The organism is Hymenobacter amundsenii, from assembly GCF_002204745.1.
GTDB classification, from domain to species: Bacteria; Bacteroidota; Bacteroidia; order Cytophagales; family Hymenobacteraceae; genus Hymenobacter; species Hymenobacter amundsenii.
Window position 1 is genome coordinate 161,919 of record NZ_NIRR01000002.1, and the last position, 18,360, is coordinate 180,278.

Genomic DNA, 18,360 nt, shown 5'->3' on the forward strand with positions numbered 1-18,360 from the left:
GAAGAGAGTTGAAAAAGTGCCTGTGCAGCCTACCGGGGGCATCAACGACGCTTATGGTGGGCGGTCCTTAAAACGACAATCAATTCAACTGCTCGAAATAACGGCGGCTGAGCTGGCTGGCTGGGGCGGGGCGGGTAGTAGGAGCGGGTGGCGGCAGGGGCAGCAGGTCGGTGAAGGCGCGTTCCAGCAGGGGCAAGGCGACTTTATTGAGTGGCTGGCTGGTTCGTAACGTGCTGGTGACCTCGCGCAGGGTGCGCAGGGCTACCAGGTAGCGGCCGGGGCGTTGCAGGGCAGCGCGGGCAAGTTCCGGCCCGGCCTGTTCGAGCGTGGCAGCCGCGCCAGCAGGAACGGGCGCCGCGCCGCGCAACTGCCGCAACACGGCAAGGGCGCCCTGATGGTGGGCTGGTGCGCGGGTGCGGCGAGCTGGCGCTGGCGTCGCGGGGCGGCGGCCCCGGCCAGCTCGCCGGTGAGGCGGGTAGTGGCTTCGGGCATGGGTGGGGGCGTGAAACCAGCCTTTTTCACGTAGGCCCGGGTTTGCTGCTGGACCTCTTTAAGCAGGCGCAGGGCGCGGTATTCGAAGGGCAGGGCCTCGCGGAGGCGGCCGGTACGCAGGCGGAGCTCCGATTCCCACATCTGGGCCAGCACAGCTTGGAGCTTGGCCTTCACGGCGGGCTCCAGGAAGTCGGCGGTTTCGGAGTCATCGTGGCGGTGGATGTAGGGCTCCATCAGCTCAGCGGTGCGGGCTTCGTAGGTCGATTGGCCCGCGGCCGGGAGGGCGTCGTGGCTGTGGTCGTGGCCGTCGTCGGCCGAGTGGGCTTTGGTCGGGGTGAGTGCCGGTTCGGTGTGGTCCTCGGCCACCACGGAGCCCATGCCTGGTGGGTCGGCGGCGGCGGCTTCATCGGCCTCGTCGGGGCGGGTGGCGCCGCCGATGCTTTCGTCGGTTTCCTCGCCCAGGAATTTGCCGTAGCGCATGCGCAGCAGCTTCTGGTCGACTCCAATCGTGTTGGCGCGGTCCTGCACCGTGGCGGCGGGCAACCGCGCCTGCTCGGCCAGTAGCTTTTCGGTGTCGATGATAATCTGGCGCTGGCTGCGGAAATAGGCCGGGGCCGTGCTCACGCCCAGCGAGGCATCGAGGGTGCTGGTCTGCACCGTGGTATCTTCCCACTGCACCAGATAAGTGTCGGAGCGGGTCAGGTGCTGGTGATTGTCCCAGGCTTGGAGGTAGAAGTACACCTCGTCGCCGTAGGTCAGGCCGAGGGCCCGCAGGTTGAGTTCGGGGCGCAGCATGGCGGTAGTAGGCTGGCCATTCAGGCCCGCGCTCAGGTCCGTGACCACCTCTCGGAACTTCACCCCCTCCCCCTCGCCCTGGGCAAGCGTGGCCACGAGCCGGAACCGGGTAAGGCCGTAATCGTCGCTGAGTTGGGCCCGGATGGCCACCCGGGGCGGACGGCCGAACTCAATCAAAGTAAAGGCTTTGGGCGCTAGGATGCGGATGACCGGCGCCTGGTCGGGCACCACTTCAATCGAATAATCGTCGGATACCTGCCCGCCCAGCCGCAGCCGGTAGAGGGTGGAAGCCAGCAACGTTTCCGTCACCTCAAACCCAGTCGAGTCGCCGGGGATGGGCCTTAGGGGCAGGCGGCGGGTGCCGAGTTCGAGCACCGGAACCGCTTTCGAGGGCCGGCTTACCGTTACGCGCCAGCGCACCTGGCTCTCGCGAGGACAGCGAAACGAAGCCTGCGCCGGCACAAATGCGGGTTGGCGGGTGTAGCCCGGCGGCTGAACCTGCAGCCGGGTAGCCACCAGGCGCGGGGCAGCGAGCGGGGTAGCAGGCGGCTGAGAAAAGCGCATTGGCACCGGCGCTTCAGCCGCCGCCGCGCGCCCGGCCGAACTACCGGGCCGCTGCCACCACGTTAGGGCAGCCAGTCCCAGCAGCAAGCCGGTTGCCAGTAGGGCCGGGCGGAAGCTGACCGGTAGCAAGGGCCCGGTGGCGGCCAGCGCAGGCAGGCGTTCCAGCAGCCGTTGTTGTTGCAGGCCTTCGAGCAGGTTCAGGTCGGTGGGTGGGAGCAACAGCAGCGCAGCGCTGTCTTCGAGGGCCGGATGGTGCTGGTTGAGCTGGCGGGCAACGGAAATGGTCGGCTCGTGCCAGATGTGCCAGAGTTGCCAACCGGCCAGCCCCAGCAGCGCCAGTGCTACACCGGCCGCGCCCGCCACGGCTCTGGGCCACGCCCAAACTACCACTGTCAGTAAAACAGTGGCTGCCAGCGCAGGCAGCAGCAATGCCAGGGTGCGGCGCCAAGCCCGGCTGCGGCCCGCCGCTACCACTAGTGCCGCCGGGGCGGTCGTTACATCGTTGGTCAGGAGCAGCGGGCTCATGGCAGCGGGGGGCTAAGGGTGGGGGAGGTGCCAGCAGCCCGGCGGGAAGCCACCAGCCGTTCTACCAAAAACAGGATTCCTGCTCCCAGCACCAGCCAGGGCGCCAGCGGCTGGCGCGGCACCGTAGGCGAAACAGCAACGACTTCTGCCGCCACCGGACCCCGTAGTTGGCTCAAGGCGAGTTGGCGCGAATCGGGTTGGAACGCGGCCGGGCTTTCAGCCAGCAGCAGCGGCAGTAGCAGGGCAGGCAGCTCGGGACTGTCGACCAGGGTGCTCCAGGTGGCATCGAGGCGGGAGTGCAGGCGGTAGCGGCCGGGCGGCTGCCAGCTCAGCAGGGGCCGGCCGGCGGCAGTGGGCCACACGGTAAGCGCGCCCGGTTGGTCCAGGGTATCGAGGTGGGCAATACTCAGCACATCGGGGCCGGCTACGGGCTGAAACCCGGTAGTAAAGTTTCGGGCCGGCGCAGGGGCTTCCTGCCAGGTACGGACCGTCGCATCGGTGGTCCAGCGGGCCGGCAACGGGGCTTCGCGCAACCAGAACAGCCAGTCGAGCGAATCGGTGGGTGCGGGCAATTCGGCGGAGACTTTCAGGCGGGGCCGCAGCGGCAGCACTGGCCCGATGGCCCGCAGCGCCGCCGCCAGCACCCGTGCCGAGGCGGCGTGGGCGGCGTCATAGGTCAGGTGCCAGCGCGGGGCGCGGGTAAGCACGGGCAGTACCCTGCGGCGGCCATTTTCGGTGACCACCAACTCGTTTTTGCTGGTTAGTTTGATCTGGCCCTCGCCCCAGCTGCCCGGCAACGGCTGGCCCAAGGCTGGTCGCCGGAGCCGGGCTACTTGGTAGTTTATAGCCGATTCAGACCCCGCCGCCACCAGTACCACGAGGCTATCGGGGCCCGGTTGCCAGGCTGCCACGGGCCAGCGGCTCGAATCGCGGGGGAGCAGGGGCAGCCAGCGCACGGTGGCCGGTAACGCGGGCCGGGTGCCCCGAAACCCCGACACGTTCAGCGGTGCTACTACCACCAACGGCCGGCCCGGCAGCGAGTCGGCGGCCAGTTGCACGGTGTTCCAAAGGTTGAGCGCGGGCGCAAAAGTAGTATCAGCCGCGAGCTGGGCCGGGGCCACTTTGGTCGTGTCGCCCAATCCTACCGCCGCCCAGGGCCTCGCCGCGCCAACGAGGCGGGTGGCCGAAAGCTGCCGCAGCTCGTAGCCGCGGCGGCGAAGCGAATCGAGCACCGGGCGCACCGGGCCGAGGTCGGTGGAGCCAACGCCGGGGGCCAACAGCACCTGCCCGCGGCGGGGTGGCACGGGCAGCAGGCGCAGGGGCTCGGCTACGGCCAGCGCCAGTAGTCCCAGCACGGCGGTTCGCAACAGAAATAGCAGCAGCTGCTCGGGTTTGATGTTGCGTAGCCGCTGGTTGGCAGCCGCCTCCAGCCACCGCACGCTGCCCACCCGTACCACCCGACCCGGCCGGCGGTTCCAGAGGTAAATGGCCAGCGGTACGGCCAGCCCTAACAGGGCCAGCCAACCTGTGGCGGCGTGAGTGAAGAAAATCGGGGGCAAGATTCTTAAGCTACAAGTTGCAAGCCGCAAGCTACAAGCTTCGGATTACCGCTTCGGGAATTATCAATGAGGGAAAAATGCGAAAATACAGACGCGAAACAGGGGCGGTAGTTGCGGCGGATTAGAACGGCGTAGAAACGCAATATTTTGCGTTTCGTCGTTGCTGATGTTATTCGGTTGATTCGGGCTGCTCACCAATTGGGTCGTTCAACGACGAGACGCAAAGGTGCGTCTCTACGCCCCTCTGGCGCGGCGGCGCAGGAACTCGCGCAGGGCGTCGGTAAGGGGTTCGGCGGTGTTCAGCAGTTGGTAGTCGAAGCCCAGGGTGCGGGCGCGGCGGGCGGTGGCCTGCAGCCAGGGTTGTAGGTGCTGCTGCCAGGCCCGGCGCTGCTGGCCGGCATCGAGCTGAAGCTGCTGGCCGGTTTCGAGGTCCTCGAACGTTACGGCTCCGCGAAAGGTGAATTCCAGCTCGTTGCGGGCCATCAGGTGCAGTACCAGCACCTCGCCCGCCGCCGCCCGCAGGCGGGTGAGCAGGCGTTCCACTTCGCCGTCTTCCTCATACAAATCACTCACGCAAATAGTAAGTGCAGGCTGCCGGCGGGCCGTGAGGGGGGCGAGGGTCGCAGCGTCGGGAAAGGAACCGGCGGCCTCAGCTGTTTCCAAGGCGTGGTAGAGGCGGGGCAGCTGGCGGGCATCGGCGCGGGGCGGCAGGTGCAGCAGGCCGCCGGGCCGCAGCACCGTGAGGGCCACCGCGTCGCCCTGCTGGGTGGCCACGTAAGCCAGCGTGGCACACAGCAGGCGGCCGTATTCGAGCTTGCTCAGGCCGTTGTCGTCGCGGTGGTTCATGCTGGCCGTGGCATCGAGCACCAGGTGCACCGTGAGGCTGGTATCCACCTCCGACTCGCGCAGGTAATAGCGGTCGGAGCGGGCGGCCAGGCGCCAGTCGAGGCGGCGCAAATCGTCGCCGGGCTGGTAGGGACGGTACTGGCTGAACTCCATGCCCGCGCCCTTTCGGCGGCTCAGGTGGGCCCCATGCAGCAAGCCCTCGGCGGCCAGTTTGGCGGCCAGCGGCAGGTTGTGCAAAGCGTGGAGGTGTTCGGGCGTGAGCATTCAGGCGGTTGTTGGTGGGTGGTTTAAAAGGTCATGCTGAGCAAAGTCGAAGTATCTCTACTGCAATGGTAAACTCAACGATAGGATCAGCATTGCAGTAGAGATGCTTCGACTTCGCCTCCGGCTGCGCTCAGCATGACGGTGCTTTTTTACCTTCTTCCTCCGCGCGCTCCTCACGAAACCGCCCCCAGCAGCGCCACCACCGCGTCCTCTGTTGTCAGGCCCTCGGCTTCGGCGTTGAAATTGAGCAGAATGCGGTGGCGCAGTACGGCCGGGGCAAGGGCCTTTATGTCCTCGGAAGTAGCAGCGAAACGGCCCTGGAGCAGGGCGCGGGCCTTGGCGCACAGAATCAGGGCTTGGCCGGCGCGGGGGCCGGCACCCCAGCGGCCGTAGTCCTGAATGAATTTAACCTCCGAGGTGGCCGGGCGGGTGGCCCGCACCAGTCGGTTCACGCGCTGCACTAGCTCCTCGCTGATGCTGACCTGGCGGGTGAGGGTTTGCAGCTGGCGCACGTCGTCGCCGCTGAGGATGGGCTGCACCTCGGGGCGGGCGGTGCCGGTGGTGCCCGTCAGCACGGCCAGCTCCTCCTGTTCGGTGGGGTAGCCGATGCGTACGTAAAGCAGAAACCGGTCGAGCTGGGCCTCGGGCAGCGGGTAAGTGCCGCTCTGCTCAATGGGGTTCTGGGTGGCCAACAGAAAGAACGGCTTGGGCAGCGCGTGCTCCTGGCCGGCGTAGGTGACATGGCCCTCCTGCATGGCTTCGAGCAGCGCGGCCTGGGTCTTGGGCGGCGTCCGGTTGATTTCGTCGGCCAGCACCAGGCTGGCGAAAATGGGGCCGGGGTTGAACTTAAACGAGCGGTGGCCGGTGCCGTGGTCTTCCTCCAGAATCTCGGTGCCCAGAATGTCGGTCGGCATGAGGTCGGGGGTGAACTGAATGCGGCGGAAGGGTAAGTCGGTGGCTTGGGCCAGCGTGCGCACGAGCAGGGTTTTGGCCAGGCCCGGCACGCCTTCCAGCAAGGCGTGGCCGCCGGCCAGCAGGGCCACCAGTACTTCTTCCAGCACCTGCTGCTGGCCCACAATCACCTTCCCGATTTCGGCTTTGAGCAGCGGAATTTTCGCCAGTAGGCGGTGTACATCTTGTTCGGTCATGTTGGGGAGCTGGGGAACTGGATAATTGGGGGCCAGGGTAAAGTCTGATAAATGACGGCAAGGATGCGTGACAGGCGAAGGTTGCCGGCTGTTTTTTGTTGTTGAAAAGTCTGATTCGGCTGGAAGCAGGTTTGCGCTCCGGCAAAGTAAGGGCTTGTTTCAGGCTATGAAAGCAATTCTACGTTTCACTGCCCTGTTTTTGCTGCTGCTAAGCGCGGCGGGCCTGGCCGGAGCCCAGCCCACGCCCCGGCCGGCCCACCCTTCTTACCACAATACTATTCGGCTCGATGTGGCGGGCATGCTGCTGCGCAATGCCGGCGCGGTCGTGTTCGGCGACCCGTTCACGCTGCCTTTATTGGTAGGCTACGAACGCCAATTGGGTCAACGCACCAGCGCCAACGTGGAGGTGCTGCTAAACGGAGGCGATGGGGGAGAACCAAAAATGGCGGGTCTGGCCCTGCAGGGGCGGTACTACTTCTACCAGCAGCGGTACCGCGGGCCGGTGGGCTTTTATATCGCCCCAACGCTCAGCTTCCGCCGGGCCGAGGAGCCGTACCGCTATGGCTCCGCAAGGCAGCGCCAGCAGCTGGGCGGCGGCGGGGCGCTGCTCGGCGTGCAGCTGCCGCTGGGCCAGCAGGGCCGGCTGGTGCTGGACGCGGCCCTGGGCGTTATGAACTGGCAGCGGCTCGATGCGGTCGAATCAACCAATTATGGGGCTTACTACCAGACCTATTACGAGATCCACGGCACGGTTGCCGATGGCCGTCTGAGCCTGGGCTACCGGTTTTAGGGCCGGTCCAAGGCCCTGCGCAGTCAGCACGTACAGCATGATGTTGATGCCAATTCTCCCCAAACAGCAACGCATTCCAAACCATGAAAATACGTTTACGTTCGACTGGCCTATTCTTAGTGCTACTCGGAGGCGGCGCAGCCTTTGCGCAGGCACAACCCGCGCCCGCTGATTCGGTGCGGCCAGCAGGCCAAGCAGCGTACCACAATATCGTGCGCCTCGACGGCCTGGTAATACTCACGCGTAGCATGGCTGATTTGATCCGTGATGGAAGCCCGGTGCTGCCCTTATTGCTGGGTTACGAGCGGCAGGTGGGCCAGCACCTGAGCGGGAACATCGAAATACTGCTCACCGCCAGTAAAGCCAAGGAACGAGCAACGGGGCTGGCACTGCAAATGCGCTACTACATCGCCTCGCCCCGCTACCCCACGGCCCTGGCGGGCTTCTACGTGGCCCCTACCGTCAGCTCGCGACTGGTAAAGCGCGATTACCGGGCGCACTTCCTCTGGTACACACCCTCCGGCTTTATTCAGCGCCGGACGCTGGGCGGCGCGGGTGCCCTGGTAGGGCGACAGGCGGCATTCGGCCCCAGCGGCCGCTTACTGTTTGATGCCTCCATTGGGCTGATGAGCTGGAAACAGCTGAACAGCTCCGCAGACATTCCGGCAGGCTGTAAACGCTGCACCGACGAGCCGACGAGTTACGAGAATACTGTTTTCGTGCCGGATGGCCGCCTCAGTCTAGGCTACCGCTTTTAACCGGGCGTGCGGCCGCCGGCGTTAGGCCGTGAGGGCGTAGAGGATGATATTAACGCCAAACTTGGTGTTGTCTTCGGCCAGGAAGCGCTTGTTGCGGAAGTCGTAGTCCCACTCGCAGCCGTAGTCTTTATTGGAGTAGAGCACGCGCAGGCGGCCGTCGATTTCGATGCCTTTGAGGTAGTCATGCACCAGGTCGTCGCCCCAGCCGTTGAGCTCGAAGCCGGTGTTGGGCGGGCCTTCCGGGAACTGGAAAAACTGCGAGTAAATCGGGTGGGAACCCGGCAGCTTCTTTAATGCCCCGGCCCCGAAGCACACCCGCATCTGCTCCTCGAAGGAGCGGGCAAACAGCCCGTCGATGTCGTGGTTGCAGTCATCGACAAACACGAAGCCGCCGCCGCGCACATACTGCTCGAAGTTCTTTTTTTCGGCCGCCGAAAACTGCACCAGCCGGTGGCCCGAGAGGTAGCAGAACGGGTAACGAAACAGCTCCTCCGAATCGAGGGCCACTACTTTCTCCTTGGGCGCGACGGCCACCTTGGTGTACTGCACCAGTGAGTGGAGCAGGTTGGCCGGCATGCGTTCATCCACCGCATCCCAGTCGCCGGAGCGGTATTGCAGGCGCACGAAGGTGAAGGCAGCAGGCATGGGGCAAAGAGGAAAGGTAACGGGAAATGGCGCAAAGACGCGGCTGAGCACCAAAGGTGGCTTCCGGCCGCCCCAACCAGATTGGCGGCCTAAAAGGAAAATTTGGGGAGCAATAGGATTATTCACTACTTGCGCCCTCGATTCAACAACCATTTCATTCGCTATCCAACATGAAAAAAGTTACGCTGCTACTCGCCCTGCTGGCGGGGAGCACCACCCTGGTGCGGGCGCAGAATACGGTGCAGTTAGGGGTGAAAACCGGCCTGAGTGTGGCCGTGCTCGATGGGGCCATCAACACGGGTGCCACGTATAAATCGGGGCTGCATGCGGGTGGTATGCTGCGCTGGCGGCCCACGGCCCGCATCGCCTTCCAGCCCGAGTTCACATTTTCGCAGCAAGGGGCCAACAGTGAGGTGCCGGCCGGTCCGGTGGTGCTCGAAAGCAAAATAAAGCTCTCCTATTTCAATGTGCCGCTGCTGCTGAAGGTGTACTTGGGCAAGGTGGTGAACCTACAGGTCGGGCCTCAGTTTGGCCTGCTGCTCAGTGGGCGCCAGGTGGGCCAGACCGGCTACTACACCGGCTCCGGGGGCTCGGGCTACCGCACCGAAGACCTGGACGTGACGGAGGGTTATAAGGGCGATGTGGCCGGGTGCCTGGGTCTGGGCGCGGACCTGAAAAACGGGCTCGTGCTGGCCGCCCGGGCCAATTATGGCTTTACCAACATCAACAACAACGAGCAGGAGCAGCAATTCCGCGATGCTTACAGCATCGGGGGCCTGCATAACCGGGTGCTGGAGTTTTCGGTGGGCTACTTTTTTGGCCCGAAATAACGTCGCAGGCCGCCGCCATTCGTCAAAAGCCCCCTCCCGGCACCGCCAGGAGGGGACTTTTGGTTTGATGACGAAGCGACGCTCCGACCTACACTGCGTCCGACAAGCTGGTAAACGTGAAGTCGCGGATTTTGAGCGGGGGCACGAGGTTGCCACCGATGCGCACCGGGCGGCCAATGGCCTCCAGGTTGTTGAGCATAATAACTGGCGACTCGTTGAAGCGGAAGTTTTTCACCGGGAACTTGATCTGGCCGTTTTCGATGTAGAACGTACCGTCGCGGGTCAGGCCGGTGTAGAGCAGCGTCTGCGGGTCCACGTCGCGGATGTACCAGAGGCGCGTAACCAGGATACCCTTGGCGGTGCTCTTGATCAGGTCCTGCACGCTCTGGGTGCCACCTTCCATGATCCAGTTGCCGGGGAAGGCGGTGGGCTGCTGGCCGGTTTTCTGGGCCCAGTAGCGGGAGGTGTACAGGTTCGATACTTTCCCTTTCTCGATCCAGGCCATACGCTTCACTGGTAGCCCTTCGCCATCGAACACCCCGCTGGGTACCTCGGCATTGAGCGGGTCGGAGTAGATGGACACGCGTTCATCGAAGAGCTTTTCGCCCTTGCGGTTCCCTCCGCCCTTCTTGCTGAGAAATGAGCGGCCCTCGTCGGCTTCGCGGGCCCCGAGGCTGTACATGAGGTTGTTAAGCAACCCCTCATCCGAAGCCAGGGCGGCGGGCTCCAGAATAACGGTGTACTTGCCGGGCTCCAAAGCCTTGGCGTTGCGCGAGCCGGCGGCTTTGTCGGCCGCAATCTGGGTGAGGTTTTTGGCGCTGAATTTGGCGGCGTCAGTGTAGTCGGCCGTGGCGTAGCCCGAGCCGGTACCATCGGGTGTGCGCACCGTGATGGAGAAATCCACGTTGGTGCTCTGCTGGTAGGCCTCCAGGCCCTTGTTGTTGCGCAGGGCCTGGAAGTAGGTGCCGTCTTCGAGGTAGCCGGCGGCGGTCAGGTTTTTGGCCGTGCACAGCGCAATACTGTCGCCAGCAGCCTGGGCGCGGAAGTCGGGGGTGATGGCGGCGGTGCTGGCGGCGTAGGCGGTGGGCGTGAGATACTGCTGGGGCCCAAGCAGGGGCATGTACTCGGGGTCTTCGGGGGCGAGGCGGGCAATTTCCTCGGCCCGTTGCACGCAGCGGCGCAGCGTGGCGTCGTCGAACTCGTTGGCCGTGGCAATGCCGGCCCGCTTGCCGAAGCGCGCTTCCACGGCCAGGCTCACGTTGTCGGTGGCCCCGGCCGTGCTCACCGAGTTACGGGCGTAGCGCACGTTGCCGGTGGTGCGCCCGTTCAGGCTGGCCTGGCACTCATCGGCTTTGCTGAAGCCCAGCACCTTTTTGAGGATGGCCTGGGCTTCGTCTTTAGAAAGGATAGCCATGTTATTTTTCTAAGCTGTTAGCTGATGGCTATTAGCTGTTAGCTTTTTGACTGCGCCTCCAAAACAGAAGCTAACAGCCATCAGCTAATAGCTAACAGCTTAAATTTTACGGGCGGTATTGATGACGTTCACGGCGTTGAAGCGGGTGGTGCTGGAGCCGTGGCTCACGGCCGAGCTCTGGCTGGGCTGGCCTTTGCCGTCGTTGAAGAAGCCCGCGAGCCGGTAGTCCGAGGCGTCGCAGGAGCCGGCACAACTGTTCCAGAACTCCAGGGTGTTGGTCTGGTAAGCCACGTCTTCGAGCATCTCCGTGATTTTGCCCTTCTCGATGGCGTAGAACACCTGGCCCCCGAACTGGGAGTTGTAGCGCTGCTGGTCGATGGAGAACGAGCCGTTGCCGGCAATATAGATGCCCTTTTCCACGCCTTTTACCATGTCGTCGACGCTCATTTTCTGGGTGCCGGGCTTGAGGCTGATATTAGGCATGCGCTGGAACTGCACATCCTGCCACGACTGCGAGTAACAGCAGCCGTCCGACTCCTGCTGGCCCACGATATGGGCCTGGTCCCGGATCTTCTCGTAATCGATCAGCTTGCCTTGGTCGATGAGCATCCATTCTTTCGTTTTCACACCCTCGTCGTCCCAGCCCACGGCCCCCAAAGAGCCCTTCTGGAGCTTGTCGGCCATAATGTTCACTTGCTTCGAGCCGTAGGGCAGGTTCTTGGCTTTCCACTCCAACGTCGCGAAGCTGGTACCGGCGTAGTTGGCCTCGTAGCCCAGCACCCGGTCGAGCTCCAGCGGGTGGCCGACGCTTTCGTGGATGGTCAGGCCCAAATGGTGCGGGTCGAGCACGAGGTCGTACTTGCCGGCCGTGACCGATTTGGCCGTGAGCTTGAGCTTGGCCTGCTTGGCGGCGCGGGCGGCGTCTTCCAGCATGTCGTAGCTGTTGCGGTAGCCCACCACATCGGAGCCCTGAGGGCCGGCAATTTTATCCTCGGACTTGGGCGTGAGGTACTCGTAACCCAAGCCCATGGGCGCGCTCAGGGCCTGGCGCGAGCGGAACTTGCCCGAGGCGCGGTCCACCACCGTTACGCCGAACGTGGGGAAGATGCGGTGAATATCCTGGTCGATGTAGGAGCCGTCGGTGCTGGCAAAATACTTCTGCTCGTTCACCTGAAACAGCACCGAGTTCACGAAGGAAGCCCCGTTGTCCATGGCCGCGGCGTTGGCGGCCAGTAGCAGATCTACTTTGTCTTTTATCGGCACCTCGAAAGCGTTGCGCTGGATGGGCGCCTTCCACGACACCTCGCCGAAACCTTTCTGGGGAGCCAGCTTCACCTGCTCCTTCTGCACCTTGCTGTTGGCCTTGGCAATCTGCACGGCCAGCTGGGCGGCCTTGGCAATGCCCGCTTCGGTCACGGTGTTGGTGGAGGCGAAGCCCCAAGTGCCGTTGGCAATAACCCGTACGCCGGCCCCGAAACTCTCCGAACTCACGATGTTCTGGACCTGCTTCTCGCGGGTGAAAACGCCCTGGTTGAGGTAGCGCCCGATACGCACATCGGCATACGAAGCGCCGGCCGATTTGGCGGTGTTCAGGGCCACATCGGCCAGGCGCTTTTTCATGGCCACATCCAGGCCGGGTTCCAACAGGCGGGCGGGGTCAACGAGCGAACCGCCGAAGCCGGGAATAGAGGGCAGCCACAGCGCCCCGGTTGCCAGGCCCGTCAGGCCCACAAAGTCACGTCTTTTCATAAAATTAAATCACAAATTTTGCGGATGGTGCAGATGAAAAGGATTCGTCTCGGAGAACTGGGAGCAAATGAATCACAGATGGTGCAGATGAAAGGATTCGTTCTGGTGAAAGCAGAAGATAGGTCCCGCAGAACGAATCCTCTTTATCTGCATCATCTGTGATTCTAGACGGCGTCTGATAAGCTCGTGAAGGTGAAGTCGCGGATTTTAAGCGGGGGCACCAGGTTGCCGCCTACGCGCACGGGCTTGCCGATGGCTTCGAGGTTGTTGAGCATGATAATCGGGCTCTCGTTGAAGCGGAAGTTTTTCACCGGAAACTTGATCTGGCCGTTTTCGATGTAGAACGTGCCGTCGCGGGTGAGGCCGGTGTAGAGCAGCGTCTGCGGGTCGACGGGGCGGATGTACCACAGGCGCGTTACCAGGATGCCCTTGGCGGTGCTCTTGATCAGGTCCTGCACGCTCTGGGTGCCGCCTTCCATAATCCAGCCGCCGGGGCGCGGGATATCGGGAATGCCGGCCTTCTGGGCCCAGTACTGGGAGCTGTAGAGGTTCTTCACTACGCCCTTTTCAATCCACGTTACTTTCTGCTGGGGCCGGCCGTCGCCCGAAAACGTGAGGTCGGGCACCTCGGCGTTGGTGGGGTCGGAGTAGATGGTCACGCGCTCATCAAAGAGCTTCTCGCCCTTGCGGTTGCCGCCGCCCTTCTTGCTCAGGAACGAGCGGCCCTCGTCGGCGTTGCGGGCGTCGAGGGCGCTCATCAAAGCCTGGAGCAGCGAGGCGTCGGTGTTGGCTACCAGAGCGGCGGGCTCCAGAATAACGGTGTATTTGCCGGGCTCCAGGGCCTTGGCGTTGCGCGAGCCGGCGGCCTTGTCGGCGGCAATGCGGGTCAGGGTTTTCGCGTCGAACTTGCTGGCGTCGTTGTAGTCGGCCGTGGCGTAGCCCGAGCCGGTGCCGTCGGGTGTGCGCACCGTAATGCTGAACTCCAGGCCTGACTGCTGCTGGTAGGCCTCCAGACCCTTGCTGTTGCGCTTGGCCACAAACCCGGCCGAATCGTTGAGGAAGGCTGCCGAGCTAAGCTTGCGTTCATCGCAGATAACCATGCTGCTGCCCACCTGGGCGGCGCGGTAATCGGGCGTGATGTCGGCAGTGGCCTTGGCGAAAGTTGGGGGCAGGGGCAGGTACTTTTGGGGGCCGAGCAGGGGCATGTACTCGGGGCTTTCGGGGGCGAGGCGGGCAATTTCCTCGGCCCGCGTTACGCAGGTGCGCAGCGTGGCGTCGTCGAACTGGTTGCAGGTGGCCACGCCCGAGCGTTTGCCGAACCGCGACTCCACTGTGAGGCTCACGTTGTCGATGCCGCCGCTGGTGCTGATGGCGTTGCGGGCCGAGCGCACGTTGCCGCCCGACTGGCCGTTGAGCGTCACTTCGCACTCATCGGCTTTGCTGAAACCCAGCACCTTTTTGAGGATTGCCTGGGCTTCGGTTTGAGAAAGTATGGCCATATGGTTGATTCGTTGATGCGTGGTAGTTGGGTTGTTCTAGCGTACGCCTCACATACGCCTCCCCCCCCTAGCACCCTCTCCAAAAAAGGAGAGGGGGGACTAGAACTTAGCTTTCTAATTCTAAAGCAGCCACAGCTAAACTAAAAATTAGAAGCTAGTTCCCCTCTCCTTTTTCGGAGAGGGGGGCTAGGGGGTGAGGCGAAACGGGAGAACAGCTTAAATTTTCCGGGCGGTATTAATCACGTTCACGGCGTTGAAGCGCGTGGTGGCCGAGCCGTGGCTCACGGCCGAAACCTGGGGCGGCTGGCCCTTGCCGTCGAAGAAGGAGCCGAACAGGCGGTAGTCCGACGCGTCGCAGATGGCGGCGCAGGAACCCCAGAACTCCAGGGTGTTGGTCTGGTAGGCTACATCTTCGAGCATGCCGGCAATTTTACCCTTCTCGATGGCGTAGAACACCTGGCCACCGAACTGGGAGTTGTAGCGTTGCTGGTCAATCGAAAACGAGCCGCGGCCGGCAATGTAAATACCCTTGTCCACACCCTTAATCATATCGTCCACGCTCAGCTTGGCGGTGCCGGGCTTGAGGCTGATGTTGGGCATGCGCTGGAACTGCACCGAGCTCCACGAATCGGCGTAGCAGCAGCCATCCGATTCGTTCTGGTTCACGATGTGGGCCTGGTCGCGGATTTTCTGGTAGTCCACCAGCTTGCCGTCCTTGATGATGTTCCACTCCTTGGTCGGCACGCCCTCGTCGTCGTAGCCCACCGCACCCAGCGAATTGGCTTGCAGCTTGTCGGCCACAATGTTCACCAGCTTCGAGCCGTAGGGCTGGCCCTTGGCCTTCCAGTCGAGGGTGGCGAAGCTGGTGCCGGCGTAGTTGGCCTCATAACCCAGCACCCGGTCAAGCTCGGTAGGGTGGCCGACGCTTTCGTGGATAGTCAGGCCCAGGTGGTTGGGGTCGAGTACAAGGTCGTACTTACCGGCCGTGACTGATTTGGCGGTGAGTTTCTGCTTGGCCTGCTGGGCAGCTAAAGCGGCGTCGGCGAGCATGTCGAAGCTGTTGCGGTAGCCGATGAGGCCGGTGCCGGTAGGGCCGGCAATCTTGTCTTCGGCCTTGGGCTGCAGGTACTCGTAGCCCATGCCCATGGGCGCGCTCAGGGCGTCGCGGGAGCGGAACTTGCCCGAAGCCCGGTCGATGGCCGTGACCGAGAAGTTGGGCCAGATGCGGTGCACGTCCTGGTCGATGTAAGAGCCGTCGGTGGAAGCGAAATACTTCTGCTCGTTCACCTGAAACAAAGCCGAATTCACGAACGAGGCGCCGTTGTCGAGGGCGGCGGCGTTGGCGGCCAGCAGCAGCTCTACCTTGTCCTTCACCGGCACCTCGAAGGCATTCACCTTGATGGGCGTTTTCCATGATACCACGCCCTGGCCCTTCTGGGGGGCGAGCTTCACGGGCTCCTTCTGCACTTTGCTGTTGGCCTTGGCAATCTGCACGGCCAGCTGGGCGGCCTTGGCCAGGCCCGCTTCGGTTACGGTATTGGTGGAGGCGAAACCCCAAGTGCCGTTGGCCAGCACCCGTACGCCGGCCCCAAAACTCTCGCCGCTGGCAATGTTCTGAACCTGCTTTTCGCGGGTAAACACGCTCTGGTTGAGGTAGCGCCCGATGCGCACATCGGCGTAGGTAGCACCAGCGGCTTTAGCTGTATTCAGGGCTGCGTCGGCCAGGCGTTTTTTCACGGCCACATCCAGGCCGGGTTCCAGCAGGCGGGCGGGGTCAACGAGGGTGCCGCTGAAGCCGGGGAAGGAGGGCAGCCAGAGGGCACCCGTTGCCAGCCCGGTGAGGCCCACAAAGTCGCGTCGTTTCAAATCAGTACGGGTTTGGGTGAGTGGAGAATGCAGTAAGCAGTTTAGGGGGAAAAAACCGGCGTTGCAAATCGAATGACCCCGGCAACCAACTCAGGTTGCACTTTTTATCCGGGCCCGATTAAACCTAATTCGATAAAACTGCTCCAAGCGGCCACGCCGCTCACCTTCGGGCGTTCCGGCGGCTGCCGGGCCAGCGCATGGTCGTTTTTCTCACCTCCCAATTCCTACCGTATGAAACACCGTTTACTCTTTTGTTTTTCCCTGCTACTACTGCTGCTGACCTGGGCCGGGCCGGCGTCGGCCGTTACCATTACCAGCACGGTGCTCAATGGGGCAGCCTTCTGCAAGGATGCCACCATCCGCGTGAGCTACACCGTCAGCAATGGCACGCTCAATGGCAACAACGTCTTCACGGCCCAGCTCTCGGACCAGGCCGGCTCGTTTGCCGCACCGGTAGCCATCGGATCAATTGCTGGTTCGGCAGGCGGCACCATCACGGCCACCATCCCGGCTTCCATTGTAACCGGCGTCGGGTACCGGGTGCGGGTAGTGGCCTCCGATCCGGCCACCACCGGCTCCGACAACGGCCAGGACCTAGCCATTACCAACATCGGCAGCGTAACAGCGGGCAGCAATTCGCCCCTGTGCTCCGGCAACAACCTGCTGCTGACGGCCTCCACCGTATCGGGGGCCAGCTACGCCTGGACCGGCCCGAACGGCTTTACTTCGCAGCTGCAGAACCCCACCATTTCCAATGTGGGCGTTAACCGTTCCGGCACCTACACCGTTACGGCCAGCCTCAACGGCTGCACCAGCACGTCGGCGGTAGTTGTAACCGTGAATGCGCTGCCCATTGTCAACGTCAATCCCCAGTTCACTAATATCTGTTCCGGCGAATCTGTTTTGCTGAACGCCAGCGGGGGCAGCAGCTACCGCTGGAGCCCCACTACCGGCCTCAGCAACCCGAATGTGGCCAACCCCACGGCCTCGCCGGTAGCCTCCACCATCTACACCGTAACGGTAACCAATGCATCGGGCTGCGAGGCCACGAGCCAGGTAACGGTGAACGTGCGCGCGACGCCAGTGCTCACCGTGTCGGCTAACCAGACAATCTGCGCCGGCACCTCAGTTTCGTTGTCGGCTACCGGGGCCCAGAACTACCTGTGGTCGCCGAGCACCGGCCTGAGCAACCCCCGCTCGGCCAACCCCGTGGCTTCGCCCACCCAAACCACGACCTACACCGTAACCGGTGACAACACCAACTGCACGGCCACGGCCCAGGTTACGATAACCGTAGAAGCCGCTCCCACTCCCGACGCCGGCCCCGACCGGGTGCTGTGCTCCGGGCAGTCGGCCCAGCTGGGCACCCCGGCCGTAGCCGGACTCACCTACAGCTGGTCGCCCTCGACCGGCCTAAGCAGCCCCACGGCCGCCCAGCCTACCTTTTCGCTGCCTAACACCACCACTACCCCGCGTACCTACATCTTCACGCTCACGGCCATTACGGCCAACGGCTGCGTGGGTAGCAAAGCCGTGCGCGTAACCGTGAACCCGGCCATCACGGCCGATGCCGGTCCGGCCCAGGCGCTTTGCTCGGGCGGTTCGGTGCAGTTGGGTACGGCGGCTTTGGCGGGCTACACCTATCAGTGGAGCCCGGCTGCCGGCCTGAGCAGTGCTACCGTGGCCCAGCCAACGCTTACGCTCACCAACACTACCAATGCGCCTGTCAGCCAAACCTACACCGTCACGGCGTCTTCCAACGGATGCACCAACTCCAGCCAGGTAACGCTGACGGTCAACCCGCTCACCACGGCGGGGTTTGCGTACAGCGGAGCGGCTTTCTGCCAGAGCAACGCGCCGCTGGCTGCCACCATCAGCGGCACCAGTGGGGGCATATTCTCGGCGGGTTCGGGCCTGAGCCTGAACGCCCAGACCGGCGCCATTAACTTGGCGGCCTCTACCCCGGGCAGCTACACCGTCATCTACAGCGTGGGTGGCCCCTGCCCCAGCACCAGCAGCGTGCCCCTGACCATCAACGCCACGCCGGCCACGCCCACCGTCAGCATCCAGTACAGCGGCACTACCGCCACGCTCACCAGCAGCGCCCCCACCGGCAACCAGTGGTACCGCAGCGGCGTGCTGATTCCGGGCGCTACGGCCCCAACCTACGTGGTGAATGCGGCGGCCCAGGCGGGTGCCTACACCGTGGTTACGACCTCGGCGGCCGGCTGCGCTTCCGCCGCTTCCGCGCCGCTGGTAGTTACGGCCACGGCCAAACCACTGGCCGGTTCCTCGCTGGAAGTGTACCCGAACCCCACCTTCTCCGGGCAGCTGACCCTGGCCCTGAGCGGCTACCGCAAGGCTGTCGACGTAACGGTTATCAATGCCGTAGGCCAGGTCGTGCACCAGCGCACCATCATGCCCCTGAACGCCGGAACCATCGTGCGCGAGCCGCTCGACCTAAGCGCCCAGCCGGCTGGTATGTACCTGCTGCGGGCCACTACGGAAGGCGGCACGGCCATCTACCGCATCGTACGCGAATAGCATAAGGCAAATCATCTCGCAGTGAGCTGGTAAAATGAGGAGGCTGCTACGTTGATGGGCTCACCTGCACAG

At 63.5% G+C, this 18,360-nt stretch carries 14 protein-coding genes; 4 read left to right on the plus strand and 10 right to left on the minus strand.

The genetic code is table 11. From position 1 onward, the window contains the following. Nucleotides 1–79 precede the first annotated feature (79 nt). The 5 genes from CDA63_RS20280 to CDA63_RS02840 form a co-directional block, all read right to left on the minus strand. Nucleotides 80–379 (minus strand): hypothetical protein, encoded by a 300-nt coding sequence (locus CDA63_RS20280; RefSeq protein ID WP_126546704.1) that lies wholly within the window; start codon nt 377–379, stop codon nt 80–82. Beyond that, a complete protein-coding gene (locus tag CDA63_RS02825; RefSeq protein ID WP_088462930.1) occupies nt 262–2,376 on the minus strand; it encodes a DUF4175 family protein in 2,115 nt (704 codons plus the stop codon). The genes CDA63_RS20280 and CDA63_RS02825 overlap by 118 nt, the downstream gene beginning before the upstream one ends. Beyond that, the gene (locus CDA63_RS02830) at nt 2,373–3,935 is read right to left on the minus strand and encodes a BatA domain-containing protein (RefSeq protein ID WP_165768169.1); all 1,563 of its coding nucleotides are present in this window, start codon (nt 3,933–3,935) and stop codon (nt 2,373–2,375) included. The genes CDA63_RS02825 and CDA63_RS02830 overlap by 4 nt, the downstream gene beginning before the upstream one ends. A 234-nt stretch (nt 3,936–4,169) precedes the next feature. Further along, nucleotides 4,170–5,045 (minus strand): DUF58 domain-containing protein, encoded by an 876-nt coding sequence (locus tag CDA63_RS02835; protein WP_088462932.1) that lies wholly within the window; start codon nt 5,043–5,045, stop codon nt 4,170–4,172. Between the two features lie 173 nt (nt 5,046–5,218). Then, nucleotides 5,219–6,193 carry an AAA family ATPase gene (locus CDA63_RS02840; protein WP_088462933.1) on the minus strand — a complete coding sequence of 325 codons (975 nt, stop codon included), beginning with the start codon at nt 6,191–6,193 and terminating at the stop codon, nt 5,219–5,221. 166 nt (nt 6,194–6,359) lie between these two features. Between CDA63_RS02840 and CDA63_RS02845 the strand changes: the two genes are divergently transcribed. After that, entirely contained in the window at nt 6,360–6,983 is a 624-nt protein-coding gene (locus CDA63_RS02845) for a hypothetical protein (protein ID WP_088462934.1), read from the plus strand. A gap of 83 nt (nt 6,984–7,066) precedes the next feature. Further along, nucleotides 7,067–7,741, plus strand: coding sequence for a hypothetical protein (locus tag CDA63_RS02850; protein WP_126546705.1), 675 nt, complete (start codon nt 7,067–7,069; stop codon nt 7,739–7,741). A gap of 21 nt (nt 7,742–7,762) precedes the next feature. On the opposite strand, the gene CDA63_RS02855 is transcribed toward CDA63_RS02850, so the two are convergent. Then, complete coding sequence (locus tag CDA63_RS02855) at nt 7,763–8,386, minus strand: DUF4159 domain-containing protein (RefSeq protein WP_088462936.1); 624 nt, start codon at nt 8,384–8,386, stop codon at nt 7,763–7,765. Nucleotides 8,387–8,556: 170 nt separating this feature from the next. Here CDA63_RS02855 and CDA63_RS02860 point away from each other — a divergent pair, with 170 nt between their 5' ends. Further along, the gene (locus CDA63_RS02860; RefSeq protein ID WP_088462937.1) at nt 8,557–9,216 is read left to right on the plus strand and encodes a porin family protein; all 660 of its coding nucleotides are present in this window, start codon (nt 8,557–8,559) and stop codon (nt 9,214–9,216) included. An 88-nt stretch (nt 9,217–9,304) separates the two neighbouring features. Here CDA63_RS02860 and CDA63_RS02865 read toward each other — a convergent pair whose 3' ends face one another. From CDA63_RS02865 to CDA63_RS02880, 4 genes are all read right to left on the minus strand, one after another. Next, nucleotides 9,305–10,630, minus strand: coding sequence for a TldD/PmbA family protein (locus tag CDA63_RS02865; RefSeq protein WP_088462938.1), 1,326 nt, complete (start codon nt 10,628–10,630; stop codon nt 9,305–9,307). Nucleotides 10,631–10,729: 99 nt separating this feature from the next. Beyond that, nucleotides 10,730–12,379, minus strand: a complete 1,650-nt coding sequence (locus CDA63_RS02870; protein ID WP_088462939.1) for a TldD/PmbA family protein — start codon at nt 12,377–12,379, stop codon at nt 10,730–10,732. Nucleotides 12,380–12,543: 164 nt separating this feature from the next. Beyond that, the gene (locus tag CDA63_RS02875; protein ID WP_088462940.1) at nt 12,544–13,878 is read right to left on the minus strand and encodes a TldD/PmbA family protein; all 1,335 of its coding nucleotides are present in this window, start codon (nt 13,876–13,878) and stop codon (nt 12,544–12,546) included. 216 nt (nt 13,879–14,094) lie between these two features. Continuing rightward, nucleotides 14,095–15,744: a TldD/PmbA family protein gene (locus CDA63_RS02880; protein ID WP_088462941.1), complete on the minus strand. Its 1,650-nt coding sequence runs from the start codon at nt 15,742–15,744 to the stop codon at nt 14,095–14,097. A gap of 231 nt (nt 15,745–15,975) precedes the next feature. On the opposite strand from CDA63_RS02880, the gene CDA63_RS02885 reads away from it, so the two are divergent. Continuing rightward, on the plus strand, nt 15,976–18,288 hold the full coding sequence (locus tag CDA63_RS02885) for a T9SS type A sorting domain-containing protein (RefSeq protein ID WP_165768170.1): 2,313 nt from the start codon (nt 15,976–15,978) through the stop codon (nt 18,286–18,288). Nucleotides 18,289–18,360: the final 72 nt, after the last annotated feature.